Here is an 18,886-nt window from a genome sequence, read left to right as displayed (position 1 = left end):
AGTTATAAATCATTTTTTACAACAGCCATTTCGGCTTTAGTAGAACCAGCGTCATTATTAACATCTTTCTTTTCAGGAATACGAAGAGGTTTAGTACCGAACTTTTTGATATAATTATCTAACTTTATCAAACCATAATCCGATTTGGAAAACCAATTTACAGCACCTAACACAGTACCCGCTTTTTCATCAAATATTCTTGTAGTAAAAGACGCTATGTAAACGTCTCCTTTGAAAGGCTTTTCTGTTTCTTTATTTTGCTTATATATATAGTGTAAGGGGGTTTCAATTGTTATTTTAGCATTCCCTAAAATCTCAATTTTTGGAGAATCAAATTTTATATTTCCTGAAGACCAAATATCAATATCACCATCTACATCAGTTATCCATTCACCTGAAGTAACGTTGTGCTCAAACCCACCATTTCTGTTATATTCAGTTAAGCTATTAGTTACATTCTCTTCAATACCCAATTTAAAAGTATTGGTAACTGAGGAGCTTTTAACATCGTAAGTTTTATCATATGTTTCTTCAACAGAGGTTCCATAAGTTCTCTCAGTTATTTTTTCAACTGTTAAATCATATTTACCTTCAACTTTATCAACACCAAAAAGTCCTACTTCTAAACTTCTAGTACCCGAACTAATTGTAACTACTTGATCACCTTTAACCTCGATTACTTGATCATCTGAAAGTATCGAACGCTCCTCATTACCATGAATATGGGTTTTTTGACCACCAGCTAAAATATGCTCATCTCTTCCATTTTTAAAAGTACCTTTCTCTAGCTGTTTGACCTTAGTGGTTCTACTTCCACTTTCAACTATATGAGATTCATTACCATTATGGACAGTAAATTCAACATTATGCTGAATCTTCTTATAAGCACTAGGCATTGAACTCTCCTCTATTAACCGCAATTACCAACTGTTAAGTAAAAGTCATTCTTAACAAATATCTTCATATCTTTTTCTGCTTGAACGTCCACCAATTCATCTCCTTGTTTGTCTCTAAACAAAAGGAAATTTTGATTGTCGCTACCGCCTTGAATTGTTCTTGTGCGGAAGCCTGAGGTATGAGAATCATTTGGTAGATTAACTAAAGGCTGGTTATCCTCGTTATAAACCCTGCCGATAATTAATGGTCTATCTGGGTTACCACCAATAAAATCAATAACAACTTCATCTCCAATACGAGGAATTTGTAAACCACCAAAACCAGTACTAGCCCAGGGACTTGAGACACGAACCCAACAAGAAGAGTTCTCATCTTTTTTACCATCACGATCCCAGTGGAATTGCACTTTAACTCTACCGTATTTATCAGTATAAATCACTTCTCCAGAAGGGCCGACAACAGTAGCTGTTTGAGGTCCGTGAGTTTTAGGCTCTGGAGTTCTACGAGCCGCACGGAATTGTATTGATGCTGGCAAGGAATAAAAGCTAGTACTGAAAAAATCTTCTCTACCTGAGTTGGTTGAATAGCCATTAACCTGAACCATGTAATGGGCTTGAACAACTACATAATCTTGATTTTCAGAAGGCCTTGGATGATTTGCAAGCGTAAACTTATAACCAGGACAAATACCACGAATATTAGAATCAGCTTCTACAATTTCCTGAGGTACTTTTAATTCTTCCAGTCTTAATTTAGTATAATTATCGCCATCAGATAATTCCTGATATCCACCCTGCCATTCATAAACTTCAATACTATCATCACCATCAAGTTGATTTTCTTTCTCTGTATCTAATGCAGTGCTTGGCTTTCTAAAATCAAAATCCACAACCGTATATTTCGAAGGCGTAACTACTGCATTATGTCTCCAAGAAGTAATAACCTCTCTGGAATCAAAAACCTTAAATCCAGAAGACAAATAATTAAGTGTTTCATAAGAAGGGTACTCTTCATGAGATGAAGCATCATCAGAGATAACCATAGTAGATTCGTTTTTATCATGTTTAAACCAATAGTACATACCCTCATGTTCCATTAATCTTGAAATGAAGTTAAAAGGAGATTCATTGTATTGAACTACATACTCCCAATTTCTGTAAGAACCTGAAAGCTTAAACTCGTATTTGATTTCAAATTTATCTAAGATTTCTTTGATTATGTCTTCGATTTTTTTCTCTTGAAAGATTTTATAATCTTTACCCTGAGTCAGATACCACAAAGGAGGTACAACATGTGCCTTGTAAATTAAATATTCTGAACCATCCTGATCAGATCCAACTAATTCAAACTTACGAACACGACCAGTCAGGTACCTAGGCGTGGACATAAATGACTCTAATTCGACAGTAAGTTGTGTGCCAAGCATTTTACGCACATCAATAAAATTATCCATAGATACAAGTTCAACTTCAAATTCATACAAATTTGAAAGGGATTCATGCCCGTTAAGACTTAAAAACTGAAGACTAGGTATCGCTACATGTGCGATTGCGTGACGGTCTGCCATAACTACTAACTCCTGAGAAGTAAAACTAGAATACTTCTGAAATATGAAAATTCAATTAATGGGAAGGAAATTCTTTAAGACAATAATAAGGATTTAGTATTTCAATTTCGTGACAGAATCAGGAAGTTTAATTAAATTCAATACTTTATATTTTCAACATGTGTTTATTTAGCACAACTAATTTACATATTTAAATAATTTGGAATTTACAATAGCTCCAAATAAAAAAAGTCCATTGAAAAAGATCTCGTTAAATTTTCTTTCAACCCCTTTAATACTTTAATAATTAGGGAAACCAGGGGTTAACTAAGACTTCACAAAAATTATTATTTGCAGGAACTAAATCTTAATAAGCGCCTAAGATTAAGAGTTTTTATTAATTCTTCTGAATTTATAAAGAGACTGTAAATAATAAAATTAAGAAAAAAATTAGTTACCGTCCATAAATATGCTTAATAACGTCATCTGGTAATTTTCTAGTTTCATTTAAAAAAGGAGATTTGGTAGGGATTATACAAGAGGCATCTACGTTTGCTTTTATGAAGTTTCTCGTGTAATTATCGAGGCAGGTTTGTAGATGCGATACTTTTTTCTCCCAAAAAATCTTATTATCGTATTTTGAATAGAATTCTGCGTAATGAAAATTGTATTTCTCCATCAAAATTCGTGCTAATTCTAAGTTCGTGTTTATCCAAACAATATCAATATCCTTAAGGTTTGGATTTTTATTGTACGTATTGGACAAATAGAATATAAAGTAATTAAATGCACATTCATATGCCGATTCAGCCGTTGGATACATAAGTACAGAGGCACAGAATATTTTTCCCTGTGGACTAGGTTGATATATTAAGTTTTCTCTGTAGTCTGTTTTCTTTTGTTTGCCTTCTAAAAAAAATCTCTCATTTTCAAATATTGAAATTGATTCTCTTGCATCCAAAGCTTTATTTATATAGTCCATATCGACTACATGTTTAGTATCAGTTGCAAACGACTGAGAACAAAGAGTAGTAATAAGACCAATTAGAGTTAATAAAAGTTTAAATTTATTCATATGTAATTAACTTTCAACAAACCGACGTTATCTAAACTATTCTTTAAGCGACTCCTAAGCAAAAGTATAACCAATGATGTCCATAATGAACCTGAAATGCAGGATACACACCCCCAAGAAAGAGAACCAAAATGTAGGTAACGGTTAAAGAAGTTCTCATAACCAACTAGCAATTCTAGCCCAAACCAAACCCTATAAAACTTGCTGAAATTATTGTATCGACTAATACTTTTATGTGGGAAATCTGGAATCTTTATCTTATACACATTGTCCAATATTATTTTTTTACCCTCTTCATTTGCAAGCCCCCATGACATACATTTCAATTGTCCTACTGGTGTTTCTAGAATTCCATGAATCTGGGACATAGATTGATCTCTAGAAACATAAAGTTTTAAGACAAGTTCTATATTGTCATAATACGTTATGCACTTTCCAACAAATGGGTTGCCGTACTTTAACGAAATAGAAGCATTCTTACTCCTGTGCACCCCATCAATAATGGTAAATTTTTGTCTATCCTTAATGACATCACCTAGTATAACGCGAGTGAAACTAGGGACGGATACCTCAGACTTATTATCCAATCTTACTTTCCAAAATCCATCATCAGTTAATTTAAAACAGTCTAAATTATTCATCTTAAATATTTATATGAAAAGACTAATTTAAAATAAAATTGTTAAAATTTTATGTATCTAGTCACTAAAATAACTTTATGTTAATTCATCCTAGTCTTCTTAACGGACCTAAAAATTTATCAGTTGTTTTTAATAGGTGAAAGTTAAAAGTGAGAATTGTAGCAATGTTACGATTTAGAATAGAATTGCGAATTACCTGTAAATCCTTTGCTCACAATTATTACGATTAAAAAACGTTAATTGTAGCTATTAGTAAATTTCTTAGATTTTTCTGCTCACATTTTTGTGCATGTCAACGACAATCCAAATTTAACCCCTTTTTAACTAAATCGGCAATTCTAGAATAAGCTCTGATTTAGATCACTTATAAATGCACAAAATTTTTATTAATGAGTGCTCTGTAACATTGCCTATTTCAGATACAGTAAAACAAAAAAATTTAACTATAAGTTTTAAATATAATGACAGTTTTTTTTAAAATAGCTACTCAACTAGTGGAACCTTGTCGAGAGTTTTTTTAAACTCAGGCACAAACCTCCAGGGCTTTCCTGTGAGTGCAGAGGGAGTTACTTTTTTACATTCACTAGTTGTGACTGGCATCCCCGAAGTTCTAAATAATTCCACACACTTTAATAATATGTCAGCCCTTTTTTCCCAATATTTTTAATGATCAATCTTGGGTGTGTGAATATTTCATCATTGGGAGTTAATTTGGCTAATATCTTATTAACCGCTAATAATCTCGATTCAATATTATTGAGTACAGATAGTCAGTATCTTTATCTTTAAATTTTGTCAATGCTATAAAATAAAGTGCATGTTCGCATTTAAACAAAGTTTCTAAAGTAGGATAATTCGGTGTACAAGTAATACTTAAATAGACCATATGGCCCATAGTAAGGTTCTCTAATTATATCTTGCTGCAAAGCCTTAACGAATTTGTTCTTATCAGCCTCTGAAACATTCTTTCTTGAATAATTTTTTGAACAATAGCTTCAGCATCTACTTCTGGTGATGAAAGTACACACTCAGAAAAGCTAGATAAATTTAATGCGAAAAACAACCTTAAAACTTTATTCATAAATCACATTCAACAGAGCCAAAATGGGTTGCTTATTTGGAAGTTTAGGTGATGAGTTATACATGAAAATTACAGGCTCATAAATTTTTAAATGCAAGTCTGAATATGCGAAGCTTTTTTTCCAAAAAAGAGTTGCAGACTTCCAAGATATTAATTCCCTAAAATTTTTTTTAACACCTCTTTTTGCAATCTCCTAGGTTTATCTAAATAAGGAGATCTTGTAGGTGTTATGCATGACATATCTATATCTTTAGTTGAAAGATTTTCTGCGTATTTATCTAAACAATCCTGCAGATGATTTACTTTATTTTGCCAAAAGTCCTTATTATCGTATTTGGAATAATAATAAGCATAGTGATGGTCGTATTTCTCTAACAATATTCTAGCTAGTTCTAAGTATTTACTTATCAACAAATGCATCATTGCATTAGATTCTGGACTTACTTCGGATCTATATGCCATATAAGGAATAAAATAATTGAATGCACACTCATAAGCAGATTCTGCAGTTGGGTAAAAAAGAACATCGCTACAGAAAATTTTTCCTTGTGGACTTGAACGATAAACTATTTGACTCCTTGAATCCCATTTCTTTTTTTTACCTTCTTTAAATAATTTATCAATCTCATCTTTTGGAAAGGCTTCTCTAGTCTTCAGGACACTTTTAATGAATTCATCTTTAGTTTTATTTCTATCATTGTTAGCTAAAGATGGATTTATAGTAATCAGTACACACAAAAAAATATAAATAAGGCTATTTCTTAAGTTCATCTATAATTAACCTTTAAAAACCCTACAGTATCAAAATTATTTCTAACTCTGCTTGTTAATAGGTACTCACATAAACTTGTCCATAATTCACCACCCGAACATGACACACATCCATGAGAGGTTTGTCCAAAATGAAGATAGCGGTCTGTTATGTTTTCACTACCTATTAGTAATTCAAGACCAAACCATACTTTATATAAATGTGTTTTAGAATTATATCTAGTAGAACTTATATGAGGATAATCAGGAAACTTAATTCTATAAATAGAGTCTAAAATTATTTGAAACCCTGGGTGATAGGGTCTACCCCATGATTTACAATGCAAGTTACCTATTGGGGTAACAAGGATTCCATCAATTTGTTCCTGTTTGTTGCCACTAGCACTAACATTAAGATTTAAAACCAAATTAACATTCTCTCTATAATTAAGCATCCTTCCCATGAAAGGGTCACCATTTTTTAAACTTATTGAAGCTTCCTGATTCTTATATAACCCTTCGTAAAATGAAAAAAATCGCCTCTCATTCTTAATCTCACCAAGAATAACCCTTGTATAAGAAGGAACAGAAACTTCCAGATTACTATTCAGTTTAACCCTCCAGAATCCATCATCAGAGTGCTTAAAACAATCTAGACCTTTATATACCATACTTAATAGTAGAAAAATTCTTATAACTTTATAAATATAAATAAATATTATGAACTTATAGTTACTTAAACAATAATAAGGTTATAGTACTTACTATTTTGTGGTTTAATCGTCTAGCGAAAATGACCACCTCTCGGCAATCCAAAATTGACTCAATTTTCTCAAAATTTAAACAAATATACTAGGTATTACCCCATTCCTATATTTACCTTTTGGCATTAACCCTACAACCAATATTTGAGAAATTGTTCATTTAGGATTAAATAATAATTATTTCTTATTTTTGTAAATTTTGTGATACAACTTTCCACAATTAAGAGATTACCTTTGAAACACTAATTAATGCACAAGATTTTCACTTATGTTTGCACTGGAATATTAAATATTCGATGTGTATAAACGAAAAATTTCAACTTGAAGTTGAAAACTTACTTACTGCTATCTAAGAAATATATGCTCAGCTAATGGCACCTTGTCTAAAGTCTTTTTAAACTCTAGTGCAGCCTCCATGGCTTTCCTGTGAGTGCCGAAGGAATCACTTTTAAGCATTCGACAGTAGTGACAGGTTTACCCAGTATCCTAAATAAATCTACACACTTTAATAGTTTGTCAGCTCTTGTTACCCAATATTTTTTTTCGTTTCCCCCTGGGTGCGTGAATATTTTATCCTTGGAAGTTATCCTAGCTAATATCTTAACCGCTAATAATCCCGATTCAATATCATTGAGAACTGTTAGGTTTATATTTATATCTTTAAACTTTGTCAAGGCATTAATACAAATTGCTTGTAGACACTCAAACAAAGTCTACAAAGTTGGTTAAATAGGTACGCAGTAATATTTAAAAAGACTATCTGGATCGTAATAATGTTCCCTGGTTATATTTCGCTGCATAGTTTTGATAAATTGAATTTTATCTATATCTGAAATAACAATTCTTTCTTGAAGAATATCTAAAACAATAAAATGAGTATTGAGTTAAGGAGAAGATAAAACATTACTAGAATAGCTCGATAAAAATTATAGGAAAAATAAACCTAATAATTGATACATAGAATACACTCAAAGAAGTTGAAGCTGACTAAGTTTTATACAGATCCAATATAAAAACTAAAACTATCTAACTTTTACATCTTCGAGTAGCAATCTAATAAAAAAAGAAAGGACTCACCTTTCTAATTGTCTATTTGACACTCCAAAATCCATCATCTGATAACTTTAAATTTTCAACTTTTAATTAACAAAAAATAAGATTCCTACGGTAATTTAGAGTTTGTTAATTGAAAATATTCTAGGGTATATTTATAAATAAAATTTAAGAGGTATCAATATTGATTGCCGTCAACTACATAAAAAATCCATGTCTGCCTAAATTAATATTAGGGTAGGATTTAAAAGGTGATTAGTATTTCTCTCAAAAAAAGTTACAGACTTACAAAAAATTAATTCTCAAAAATTTTCTTTAATACCTCTTTTTGCAATCTCCTAGGTTTATCTAAATAAGGAGATCTTATAGGTGTTATGCATGACATATCTATATCTTTAGTTGAAAAATTTTCTGTGTATTTATCTAAACAATTCTGCAGTTGATTTACTTTATTTTGCCAAAATTCCTTATTATCGTATTTGGAATAATAATAAGCATAGTGATGGTCGTATTTCTCTAACAATATTCTAGCTAGTTCTAAGTAGATACTTATCCACAAATGCAACATTGCATTAGATTCTGGACTCGATTCGGATCTATACGCCAAATAAGGAATAAAATCACTGAATGCACACTCATAGGCAGATTCTACAGTTGGGTAAAAAAGAAGGTCACTACAGAAAATTTTTCCTTGTGGACTTGGACGATATACTAACTCATCCCTTGAATCCCATTTCTTTTTTTTACCTTCTTCAAATAATTTATTAATCTTATCATTTGGATAGCTTTCTCTTGTTTCCAAAACACTTTTAATAAATTCATCTTTAATTTTATTTCTATCATTGTTAGCTAAAGATGGATTTATAGTAATCAGTACACTCACAAAAATATAAATAAGGCTATTTTTTAAGTTCATATATAATTTAGTTTTTCTCTCAAAAAAAAGTTACAGACTTACAAAAAATTAATTCTCTAAAATTTTCTTTAACACCTCTTTTTGCAATCTCCTAGGTTTATCTAAATAAGGAGATCTTGTAGGTGTTATGCATGACATATCTATATCTTTAGTTGAAAGATTTTCTGCGTATTTATCTAAACAATCCTGCAGATGATTTACTTTATTTTGCCAAAATTCCTTATTATCGTATTTGGAATAATAATAAGCATAGTGATGGTCATATTTCTCTAACAATATTCTAGCTAGTTCTAAGTGGATACTTATCCACAAATGCATCATTGCATTAGATTCTGGACTTGATTCGGATCTATACGCCAAATAAGGAATAAAATCACTGAATGCACACTCATAAGCAGATTCTGCAGTTGGATAAAAAAGAACAGCACTACAGAAAATTTTTCCTTGTGGGCTTGGACGATACACTAACTCATCCCTTGAATCCCATTTCTTTTTTTTACCTTCTTCAAATAATTTATTAATCTTATCTTTTGGAAAGGCTTCTCTAGTCTTCAGGACACTTTTAATGAATTCATCTTTAACTTTATTACTATCATTGTTAGCTAAAGATGGATTTATAGTAATCAGCACACAAAATAAAATATAAATAAAGCTATTTTTTAAGTTCATCTATAATTAACCTTTAAAAATCCTACAGTATCAAAATTATTTCTAACTCTGCTTAATAAAAGATGCTCACATAAACTTGTCCATAATTCACCACCCGAACATGACACACAACCATGAGAGGTTTGTCCAAAATGAAGATAGCGGTCTGTTATGTTTTCACTACCTATTAGTAATTCAAGACCAAACCATACTTTATATAAATGTGTTTCAGTATTATATGGAGCAAAACTTTTATGAGGATAATCTGGAAACTTTATCTTATACATTGATTCAAGAACAATTTCTCTACTATTCCTTTTATCTTTACCCCAAGATTTACAATGCAAGTTACCTATTGGGGTAACAAGGATTCCATGAATTTGTTTCTCTTCTTTGCTACTAGCACTAACATTAAGATTTAAAACCAAATTAACATTCTCTCTATAATTAAGCATCCTTCCCATGAAAGGGTCACCATTTTTTAAACTTATTGAAGCTTCCTGATTCTTATATAACCCTTCGTAAAATGAAAAAAATCGCCTCTCATTCTTAATCTCACCAAGAATAACCCTTGTATAAGAAGGAACAGAAACTTCCAGATTACTATTCAGTTTAACCCTCCAGAATCCATCATCAGAGTGCTTAAAACAATCTAGACCTTTATATACCATACTTTATAGTAGAAAAATTCTTATAACTTTATAAATATAAATAAATATTATGAACTTATAGTTACTTGAACAAAAATAAGGTTGTAGTACTTACTATTTTGTGGTTCATACCCTTAACATAGAATCATTGCAGAATATGAGGATTCAATTAAAGTCTGTTTTATCAGTCATTTTGAATTCAAATAACTATTGAAGAGGATCGCCAAATTAGATGGGGCAGTCTATAGTTGAAAAATTTTTTTACACTCAAAATTATATTTACTAATTTTCTGTTCTCATAGTTAGGTTCTCTCACAACTCCTGTCGTCGTCGTTGGGACCTCATTAAAAGATTTGAGCGAATAACAAATAATGCCTTTATGTTTTTTATCTATTTCTAAGAATACTTTTTGCTTTCTTTTTGGTCATGTAGCATTATTATGTTCTGATAAATGTTATGAGCAATCTCAAAAACACGATTTGTGAAAATTGTTGAATTTTCTTATCCTAATCAAGCATGAACGATAAGCTGAAAAAACTATTCTAATTTAATAGAAGGAGCACTATACAATTGTCGTTGCTAATACGGGAAATTGTCTTAAACTAAATACGATGCAAATATTATTTTTTCTCAGCTACCACTCTAGGATAATGTTCAAGATAGTAAATAGTACTTCCTGAATTCAAGTAAGCCTCAAGACGTTTGACGGTCACAATCTTATTTTCTTTTGTCACAAACTGAATTGTGTATTCTTTTAACCTTTTTTCATTTACTATTGTTCCACTATCTTCTATTGCCAACAATCGAGCATTAGTCTCTACCCCTAATTTACTTAATACATAGGGATTAACTTCCGACAATAGAATTTGTAGCGGAAAACGTATTACAAAAATTATTCCAGTTACCAACAAAATATTACTTAAATTTAATAGGTTAGAACCAGGTTCAGGTTGAAAAAAGAATTTAAAAATCGAACGTACAGTGATATCTTCATCAGTTTTGTTCGTTGGTTTACTAGGGAACTCAATATTCTCGCTAACACGTGAAAATTCTAATTCCTCTTCAAGTTTCTTTTTATTATTGAAGGAATAAATAATAGGTCGCCAAAATATAACAAGAAAAAACAAGTAACCTGTTAAGAAGTAGATCCAATCATAGACTACAAAAAAATAAAATCCCGCATAAACCGTTTCTAATAAGAAATCCACTCATACCCCTATCTAACTATAAATTTTGTTTGATCTGGAGTTACTTTAGCATGCATCAATTTTTTTGATCCAAAGTCAGTTCCATTTCACTTTACAATCCCTAATCACAGAAAGGTAAATGTTACTGGAAAGATCTACATCTACTATTTTTACTCATTCTCAAATTAAATATTTGAAAGGTCGAGCCTTGCCGCATTTTAAGCATGTTAAGTAGCATAATCTGCAACACCTTCCAAATACACTACCCCACCCACCTGTAACTACTCAGTAATATGTAACAAGCCTCGCCCCTACAATCACCCCAATTGTTACATGTTTGTTATTTACTGTGTAACGGAGAGAAACTATAATTTTCGAAAATTTTTCTTACAGCATTTTTACTATCTGAAATAATATGAATCATAAGTTCTCCCTCCTTGCGTCCTGTATTGCGTTTGCATTGCCACTTTGCACAACCGCTCAGGAAGCACAGTTACAGTCAGTTTTAGTCGAAGAGTCATTGCCAGACTCAAGCTCAGAAAAGCTAATTGGTAATAGCGAATTTCTCCTTAACGGCGACGATGTGGGGGCCGACCAGATCAAACGCTCGCGTGCTGTCTCGATTGGGCAGACTATCGAAAAGGTGAGCGGCGTGCAAAACAACAGCATGGGACCGAACAATGGGCAGCCGCAGATTCGCAGCTTGACTGGTTCTCGCGTGTTCGTTACGGAAAATGGACTGGGCGTTTCTGATGTGGCGGGGTTTGCGGGGACCATGCCATTGGCAGTGAATCCGTTTCTTGCGGAGGCGATTACCGTACGCAAATCTTCCGCTTCCGTCCTCTTCGGTGGCAATGCTATCGGTGGCGCCGTAGATGTAAATACATCGTTGATTCCGAATGCATTGCCACAAAAAGCTATTCAAGGGAAGGCGGAATTTAGCGGCGGACCCAATGCTACGCGATTACAGGCTTTTGCCCTAAATGGGCGTGCTGGCAATATTGCGTGGCATATTGACGGAATGAATAATCATATTGATGAATACAAGATTCCAGGTAATTCTAAGGCAGCGATTTGTTATGACGGCGATTTCTTGCTCGATAAAAATGGCGGGCGTGAGGATGAGATTTTAAGGCGCTGTCAGACGCGTTTGATGGTTGAGGAATATTTTGAGCCGAAGTCGTTTGAGTATATAAATCGGTATTATTTGAATGCGTTGAAACAAGGGCCTGAAGCGGCTAAAGAGTATATTGATAGATTTGAGGTTGGGCTTGGAGATTTGTACAAAACTGAGCTCAATAACTACAACAAATATTATTTCACTAAAAATCCAGATTACGACGCAAAATTGCCACCAGGGGCTAAGGGTAAGAAATTGGTCGATGTTGTCGATAAGGTTCGTACGCAAAAAGGGGTGCTTTCGAATAGCCATCTTGAAAATCAAAATATATCCGTGGGAGCAAGCTATATCGGGCGTGATGGCTATGTTGGGCTTGCGTACAGCCGATATCAAAATGCGTATGGCGTGCCAGGATTTGCGACTCTAGTGTCTCGGGTGGAGGGGGCGGAGGCATTGCCAGTTAATATTGTATCGAAGCAAGATCGATGGCAGTTCGAGGGGCTATACAGGCCGCACTCCAAGCATTTGAGCAACATAAAATTGCAAGCAGCGTTCACTGATGCGCACAACAATTCTTACCTTGGCAATGTCTTCGCAAGCAGCCTCAACAGCTATTCTCGCCAAATGCGCGTAGAACTCAATCATTCTTTAAGCGAGTGGTCGCAGGGCTCGTTTGGCGTGGACATGCGAAAACGCAATATCTCTGCGAGGGGTGACGATAAATTTTTGCCCGATACAGAGACGAGCAACTTCGGTGTATTTTTAGTCGAAAAACTGCAATTCGAAAAGGTGGAGGCGGAGCTAGGGTATCGTCACGGGCGTGTGCATCATACGGCCAATCCAGCGACCATTGGGAAAACGGACAGCGCGACCGCATATGATATTCGCAAAAATGGATCGCGTACGTTTAATTTGCATAGCACGACGGCGGCATTGACAATGAAGCCGATTAATAGATTGCGTCTGCGTGTGCAATATAGCCGCTCGCAGAGGGCTCCTGAGGTCAACGAGCTTTTTGCACACAATCGAAATTTTGCGAATCTTGTGAATGAGAGCGGCGATACGAGGCTGAATAAAGAGACGGCGGAGACTTGGGAAGCGGGGGCGGAGCTTAATGTGCTGGGCGGCTCCTTGAAGGCGACGGCTTATAAAACTTATTTTAGGGATTATATTTACGCAGGGTTCACTGGTGGAAATCAGGACGGTGATATGGCTAAGCGTGAGTGGCATCAGGGCGATACGAAGATTTCGGGGCTTGAGCTCGAGTGGACGAATTTGTGGGACCTTGGAGATGCGGGGGAGCTTGAGACGAGGCTGTTTGCGGACATTGTGAAGAATCATCCTGTGGCTCAATATGCGGTGGGGTCTGTGAAGGATATCAGCAAACTGACTCCAAAGCAGAGACAAGAATATTTACGCAGCACTAGAGATGGCAATGTCATGCCCAATCTTCCAACTTCTCGATATGGTGCGAGTTTGAATTGGAAAAAGGATGGTTGGCAACTTTCGACAAGCATTACTCGATACAAAGAGCAGAAGCGACTTGGCCGAAATACTATTGGCAATGAAGTGTCATTAGGCGGCTATACGATGGTGGATGCATATGCGAGCTATTCTCATAATATTGCTAAGGATTTTGAAGCGGAGTGGTTTGTTGATGTGCGAAATTTGACGAACACTGAAGCTAGGCCGCATAACTCAATATTGAGATTTATAGCACCATTGCCAGGGAGATCTGTAAGGGCTGGTTTAAAGGTATCATTTTAGGGATTGGGTCGTTTGGGCCGAGCAACATATGCGGCAGCACCATATGCGCCCCTCAACATTAACTTACAACAGTCAATTTACCGTCAAGCGTAATCGTGCCTGTGCCCAAGGTCACATTCTTCTTACTATTGAGATTAGCGGAAATATCTGCTGTGTATTGAATGCTGCGAGCGTCAACACGATCAGTACCCTGCACCACTTTACGCGACTGTTGGAAGCTTTGTTTTGTAGACTGAGCCTTAATATCGAAATTCTTAGAAGTACTGCGCACATCAGAAGCTTTCAAATCATATGTCACAGAAACAATCTCAACATTATTCGTATTTAAATTAATATGATTGTTAGCTGCAAGCCACATATCATGAGCTTCAATACGCAATCTCTGACCAGTAAACTGCAACTCATGAGATTTAATGGTATCTACATTCGTAAAATCAAGTGTAAGTTTGCGATCGTGAACAGCTTTCAAAACACCTAGAATAAAATGCCCATCTTCAAGATTAAGGTCCAATAAAACCTTATCCCCGATAGCTAATGTATGATGACAGAACGCCGCTTTTTGAGCCTGAACTACGTCACCGCTGGTAAGCTGCACCTCACAGACACCGCCGCCTAAAAACTTAGAGATAGTTCCGCGACCAAATCCACCCGATGCTCCATCGAGCCCACGAGACTCGCGTGAAAGCAATGCATTAAGCTCATCGCTTTTTTGAAGCAATGTATCGATGAAAACTTCTTTTTTCTGATCTAAAGATTGTGGCACTTGAATCGATAAAATATTTGATTGTTCGCTAATTGTACAAGAAATATGACAATTGGACAAATTTAATATTAAATCAATAAGTTAGACTGTGGGCCGTCCACCTAGTCTAGGTTTCCATGTGGCAATGATTCCGGATTGCAAGGTTGATAGCTCTAACTCTGTAAGCATATTAATTGATACGTGCCTTGCGAAAAACTGCTCTAGCACTGCTCCAAACAAATATGGACTAATCCCTGCAAATTCATTTTCGTCTAGAAGCACTTTAATACTAACGCCTCTACCGAAAACAATAGCACCTTTCACTGGCATACGTCTATAAATAGGCTCAAGTTTAATGCTACGAATACCCTGTATCTGCCTAGCCAATAAAGGATCCCCAAGATCAGAATAAATATGCAAAAGCTCACGAACAGCTTCTGCACCTGATTCCTCATCCGAGTCCAGTAGATTTAAGTAGTTAAGGTTTAAATGATTAATCAGACGCCACGAATAGGCCTCACGTCCAAGCGGTGCACGTGGTCGAGATGGGTTCTTAATAAAGTGAACTTTATCTACAGGGACCGACACATTGAACCTAAAATCAACATCCCCACCACTACTGAATATATGTGGCAAATCTCTATTTGTACATGTAGTCTCTATATTTAATCCAAACACCTCTTGCTCATTATACGGAGGATTACCTACATCTACGATTGAGATAAATACTTCACTTCCTCGATAGCCAGTTCTCTTAGCTACCTGACTTTGATTTAAAGAAGGCTTCCTAACTTCGCGTCGCAAAGAATAAAACTGATTTATAGAATCTCCATTTGCCCCATAGATATCAAAAAAGGGCCTAAATTCTTGAACTTCTTTTTGGCCTGGAGCATTTACGGTAACCTTGTCTATAGAATAAATTTCGTAGTCCAGAGGTTTCGCACGGTCTACTACAACGTGAAACTCATGAGCATTTGGAGTCACATTAATTCTATTTGCTTGCATAGGAAATAGATTGATTACAGGCACACTATGCAAACGCAAATTCTCGGCAGTAATCACACCCTCGAGTTCATGAGCAGCTTTATCGAATAAAAACGTAAGTTCAAATGCCTTAATTTTTTGTTTCTTAAGTTCCTCTGGCAATGCTATCGCTTTCTCCACTCCAGTTAAACTTGTAAACAAATACCTTTGTGGAAACGCAAAATATTCATGTAACTGTCTATATCCTTGGAATACCCTACTGTCTGATGGCAATAATGACTGATTTGCTTCAAATCCTTCATGTTTTAAATTTTTTACATCGATAAATTTAGTCCATCTAATAGGTCTTTCATGGTCATGTGCAACTATACCAATAGTATGTGCCATGAGCATCTCAAGGAGTTTGTGGGTATAGATTTCCTCACCATTTAAAAAGAATGTGAGTTTATCGAAATTCTTAAGGTCCGAAATCGTACTTCCACCAACTACTTTAATCTGAATTCTAAGGGCAGAGCGAATCTGCTTACTTCCTCTAAAATTCTTAAGCAATTTTGGAGGCAAATCGCTCATAGATGATGAAATCTCTGCCTCTTCAATTTCAACAGGGTGAAAGGTTATCTCGTGTCCAGTGGAGAACCGACATTCTTTGCCACCAGTACGGGCTCTAAAAACTGTACCTTTAGGTAGTGTATATCCCTTAACCAAATCACCTTTCTTAGAATTTATATCAAAGTCGATAATACCTATAGCAGGTGTTGGCGAAATATAGTGTGGATATAAAACTTCTAGTAGATTTTGCGTAAACTGAGGAAACTCAGCATCCATTTTTTTATGAATACGAGCTGTAAGAAAGCTAAAGCCTTCCATAAGGCGTTCAACATATGGATCGGCAACTTGTATACCTTCCATACCCAAACGGCTAGCAACTTTAGGGTACTGTTCTGCGAACTCACGCCCCATCTCACGTATGTAAGCTAGTTCGCGATTATAGTACTCGATAAAATCGTTTTCCATTATACAGATCCCCTACCTTCATCCTTTATTTCCATATGTCCAGACTCTAAATCTACGGATGTACGTAAGAAAAATTCCATAGGATGAGGGTTACACCAAAGTCTACCTTTGATTATAAGTGACAATACATTGTAGTGTTCAAGGTCAGACTCTTCCAGTTCGCAGATAACATCAAGGTCATTAGGAAGTATTCTAGGCTCAAAATAAATAATGGCTGCCTTAACTTGCTGTTGAATCTCAAACTGGTTAATTTCAGACATCTTTTGACCAGCTACAGGAAACACACCAAAGTTAATGGTCGAGCTTTTAACATGATCATAACCATCAAGAGACTCAATAGACTCAAGATTAACTGTATTAAGCAGCCAACTCAAATCTCTAAGAACCGATTTTTTTAACTGCTCGTAATTAATAACCGTAGCAGTTTCACGAAGTTCTTTTCTACGTTCTGGATGCTCGTCTGTAAGCTTATCAAGCAAAACGGGCTGAAGTTTATCTTTATAGTCTTGATGACTTCTTTTAGATAAGCCCTCTATTTTTCTTTTTTGATGAGCTGTAACCATATTTTGTTATTAGGCTTCTTCTGAATCCTGAACTTGAACTGGATTAAATTTAATAGATTCAATTTCTAGAATTGGGTGATCACCAACATCTGACATATATGTTTTTTGACCGACACCTTTATAAAATTCTGATTCAGAATTTTCATACAGAGGCTGCCACTCGGTTCTATGCCCTAAATTAAAAGAATCTTCAAGATTTGCATAATCGCCTGGATAGCGATTCGGTACCATTCCAACAATAGAACGACCATTGCTTAAAACAAGTTCTGCTTGAGACCAGATAAGATCCGAAATACCAGAAGGTTCAATTATTCTTAAGGATTGAATTTCGTTAAACGGTACCCATCCGTACTGACCGTTATTTAAAAATTCAAGCATTGGACCTAATCTACTATCACCGTCAGCAAGCCACTCAAACTTGATTTCTTCACCATTTCTTGTGGTGATAGTTCCTGATACTTCAGGAGCTAATTCCATAGCCTGATCAAGCAATTCCTCAGATTTTGCAGGGTCCTGCTCTTCAATAGAAGTTATTAAATAACCCATCCACTCATCAGCGTCACCGAAAATTGATGGTCTACCATTTCCTTTAAAAACATTCTGACGATCAACCTCAGCATTTACCGCAGCTACATATAACATAGCTACTGGTTGAGCTTGCGAATTCATCTCAGCACTTAGTTTTAGGCTATCTACAGCCTTAGTCCAGTCTCCCTTTAAGGATAAGAGCTGAAATAAATTTGCACGCAAATCAGCACTCCCAGGATTCTTACGAACTTTGTCTTTAGTTTGTTCAATAATGTCTTGAATTGAATTAGTTTTAAAAATTCCAGCAGTGTTCATAATTAAGATCCTTGAGTATTAAAAGGGGCTAACCCAACCTGCGCTGAATTAGCCCACATGACATGCGATAAATCTAAAATAGATTTACAAAAATTAAGCAGTAGCTTTATTTTGTTTGATGTCGTAACCAACAACAGATTCAGCACCTTTAGTACCTTTTTCTGATTGCTCCCAGTATTGTTGTTTAACTTTAGCACCTTGGAAAGAGTAGCTAACCATCATAGCGTCGCCATCTTTTTCGCCAGTGTATTGAACTGAAGTAACAAGAACGTCTTCTAAAGTGATTTTAGAGTATTCAACTTGTTCGCCACCTGCTTTGTTTACAGAAACTTCAACTTTGTCTAAGTGTTTACCAGTAGCACAATGTTTCATTACTGTAGGTGCAGCACGGTCGATGCGGCAAATAACATGAAGGTCGTTGAAGCTAGCTTTACCAGTACCGCCGCCACCGCCAGTAGCCATAGAACCAGGTTGAGTAGCACCCCAAGCGAATGATTCGATGTCAGTCCATTTTGCATGTTTAGAATCTTTAGATTCACCTTCTACGCTAGAAATTTTCAAAAACATATCAACAGCCATTTTTTCTCTCCTATATAAATGGTCAATTGTTAAAAAATACTATAAACAGAATTGCTTATAGCTACG

At 35.2% G+C, this 18,886-nt stretch carries 16 protein-coding genes; 1 reads left to right on the top strand and 15 read right to left on the bottom strand.

The window, feature by feature from the left end; all coding sequences use genetic code 11:
* Positions 1-2 precede the first annotated feature (2 nt).
* From TASI_RS00550 to TASI_RS00500, 10 genes are all read right to left on the bottom strand, one after another.
* Positions 3-896 carry a hypothetical protein gene (locus tag TASI_RS00550; protein ID WP_014110799.1) on the bottom strand — a complete coding sequence of 298 codons (894 nt, stop codon included), beginning with the start codon at positions 894-896 and terminating at the stop codon, positions 3-5.
* A gap of 14 nt (positions 897-910) precedes the next feature.
* Positions 911-2,464 carry a type VI secretion system Vgr family protein gene (locus TASI_RS00545; protein ID WP_014110798.1) on the bottom strand — a complete coding sequence of 518 codons (1,554 nt, stop codon included), beginning with the start codon at positions 2,462-2,464 and terminating at the stop codon, positions 911-913.
* Between the two features lie 433 nt (positions 2,465-2,897).
* The gene (locus TASI_RS00540) at positions 2,898-3,518 is read right to left on the bottom strand and encodes a hypothetical protein (protein WP_014110797.1); all 621 of its coding nucleotides are present in this window, start codon (positions 3,516-3,518) and stop codon (positions 2,898-2,900) included.
* A complete protein-coding gene (locus tag TASI_RS00535; RefSeq protein WP_014110796.1) occupies positions 3,515-4,159 on the bottom strand; it encodes a hypothetical protein in 645 nt (214 codons plus the stop codon). The genes TASI_RS00540 and TASI_RS00535 overlap by 4 nt, the downstream gene beginning before the upstream one ends.
* Before the next feature lie 1,231 nt (positions 4,160-5,390).
* On the bottom strand, positions 5,391-6,011 hold the full coding sequence (locus TASI_RS00530; RefSeq protein WP_014110795.1) for a hypothetical protein: 621 nt from the start codon (positions 6,009-6,011) through the stop codon (positions 5,391-5,393).
* Positions 6,008-6,661, bottom strand: a complete 654-nt coding sequence (locus TASI_RS00525) for a hypothetical protein (protein WP_014110794.1) — start codon at positions 6,659-6,661, stop codon at positions 6,008-6,010. Before TASI_RS00525 ends, TASI_RS00530 begins: the two co-directional genes overlap by 4 nt.
* 1,441 nt (positions 6,662-8,102) lie before the next feature.
* The gene (locus TASI_RS00515; protein WP_014110793.1) at positions 8,103-8,723 is read right to left on the bottom strand and encodes a hypothetical protein; all 621 of its coding nucleotides are present in this window, start codon (positions 8,721-8,723) and stop codon (positions 8,103-8,105) included.
* Positions 8,724-8,771: 48 nt separating this feature from the next.
* The gene (locus tag TASI_RS00510) at positions 8,772-9,392 is read right to left on the bottom strand and encodes a hypothetical protein (protein ID WP_014110792.1); all 621 of its coding nucleotides are present in this window, start codon (positions 9,390-9,392) and stop codon (positions 8,772-8,774) included.
* Entirely contained in the window at positions 9,389-10,042 is a 654-nt protein-coding gene (locus TASI_RS00505) for a hypothetical protein (protein ID WP_014110791.1), read from the bottom strand. The genes TASI_RS00510 and TASI_RS00505 overlap by 4 nt, the downstream gene beginning before the upstream one ends.
* Positions 10,043-10,641: 599 nt before the next feature.
* Positions 10,642-11,229: a hypothetical protein gene (locus TASI_RS00500; RefSeq protein ID WP_014110790.1), complete on the bottom strand. Its 588-nt coding sequence runs from the start codon at positions 11,227-11,229 to the stop codon at positions 10,642-10,644.
* Between the two features lie 394 nt (positions 11,230-11,623).
* On the opposite strand from TASI_RS00500, the gene TASI_RS00495 reads away from it, so the two are divergent.
* Positions 11,624-14,095 carry a TonB-dependent receptor gene (locus tag TASI_RS00495; protein WP_014110789.1) on the top strand — a complete coding sequence of 824 codons (2,472 nt, stop codon included), beginning with the start codon at positions 11,624-11,626 and terminating at the stop codon, positions 14,093-14,095.
* Positions 14,096-14,153: 58 nt separating this feature from the next.
* On the opposite strand, the gene TASI_RS00490 is transcribed toward TASI_RS00495, so the two are convergent.
* The 5 genes from TASI_RS00490 to TASI_RS00470 form a co-directional block, all read right to left on the bottom strand.
* On the bottom strand, positions 14,154-14,918 hold the full coding sequence (locus TASI_RS00490; RefSeq protein ID WP_228359744.1) for a DUF3540 domain-containing protein: 765 nt from the start codon (positions 14,916-14,918) through the stop codon (positions 14,154-14,156).
* A 21-nt stretch (positions 14,919-14,939) separates the two neighbouring features.
* Positions 14,940-16,835, bottom strand: a complete 1,896-nt coding sequence (gene tssF / locus TASI_RS00485) for a type VI secretion system baseplate subunit TssF (protein WP_014110787.1) — start codon at positions 16,833-16,835, stop codon at positions 14,940-14,942.
* Positions 16,835-17,398, bottom strand: a complete 564-nt coding sequence (gene tssE, locus TASI_RS00480; RefSeq protein WP_014110786.1) for a type VI secretion system baseplate subunit TssE — start codon at positions 17,396-17,398, stop codon at positions 16,835-16,837. Before tssE ends, tssF begins: the two co-directional genes overlap by 1 nt.
* Before the next feature lie 9 nt (positions 17,399-17,407).
* Positions 17,408-18,241 (bottom strand): type VI secretion system accessory protein TagJ, encoded by an 834-nt coding sequence (locus TASI_RS00475; protein ID WP_014110785.1) that lies wholly within the window; start codon positions 18,239-18,241, stop codon positions 17,408-17,410.
* Between the two features lie 93 nt (positions 18,242-18,334).
* Complete coding sequence (locus tag TASI_RS00470; protein WP_014110784.1) at positions 18,335-18,820, bottom strand: Hcp family type VI secretion system effector; 486 nt, start codon at positions 18,818-18,820, stop codon at positions 18,335-18,337.
* Positions 18,821-18,886: the final 66 nt, after the last annotated feature.

Source organism: Taylorella asinigenitalis MCE3, assembly GCF_000226625.1.
Lineage (GTDB): Bacteria > Pseudomonadota > Gammaproteobacteria > Burkholderiales > Burkholderiaceae_B > Taylorella > Taylorella asinigenitalis.
This window is presented reverse-complemented; position numbering and strand designations above follow the sequence as displayed.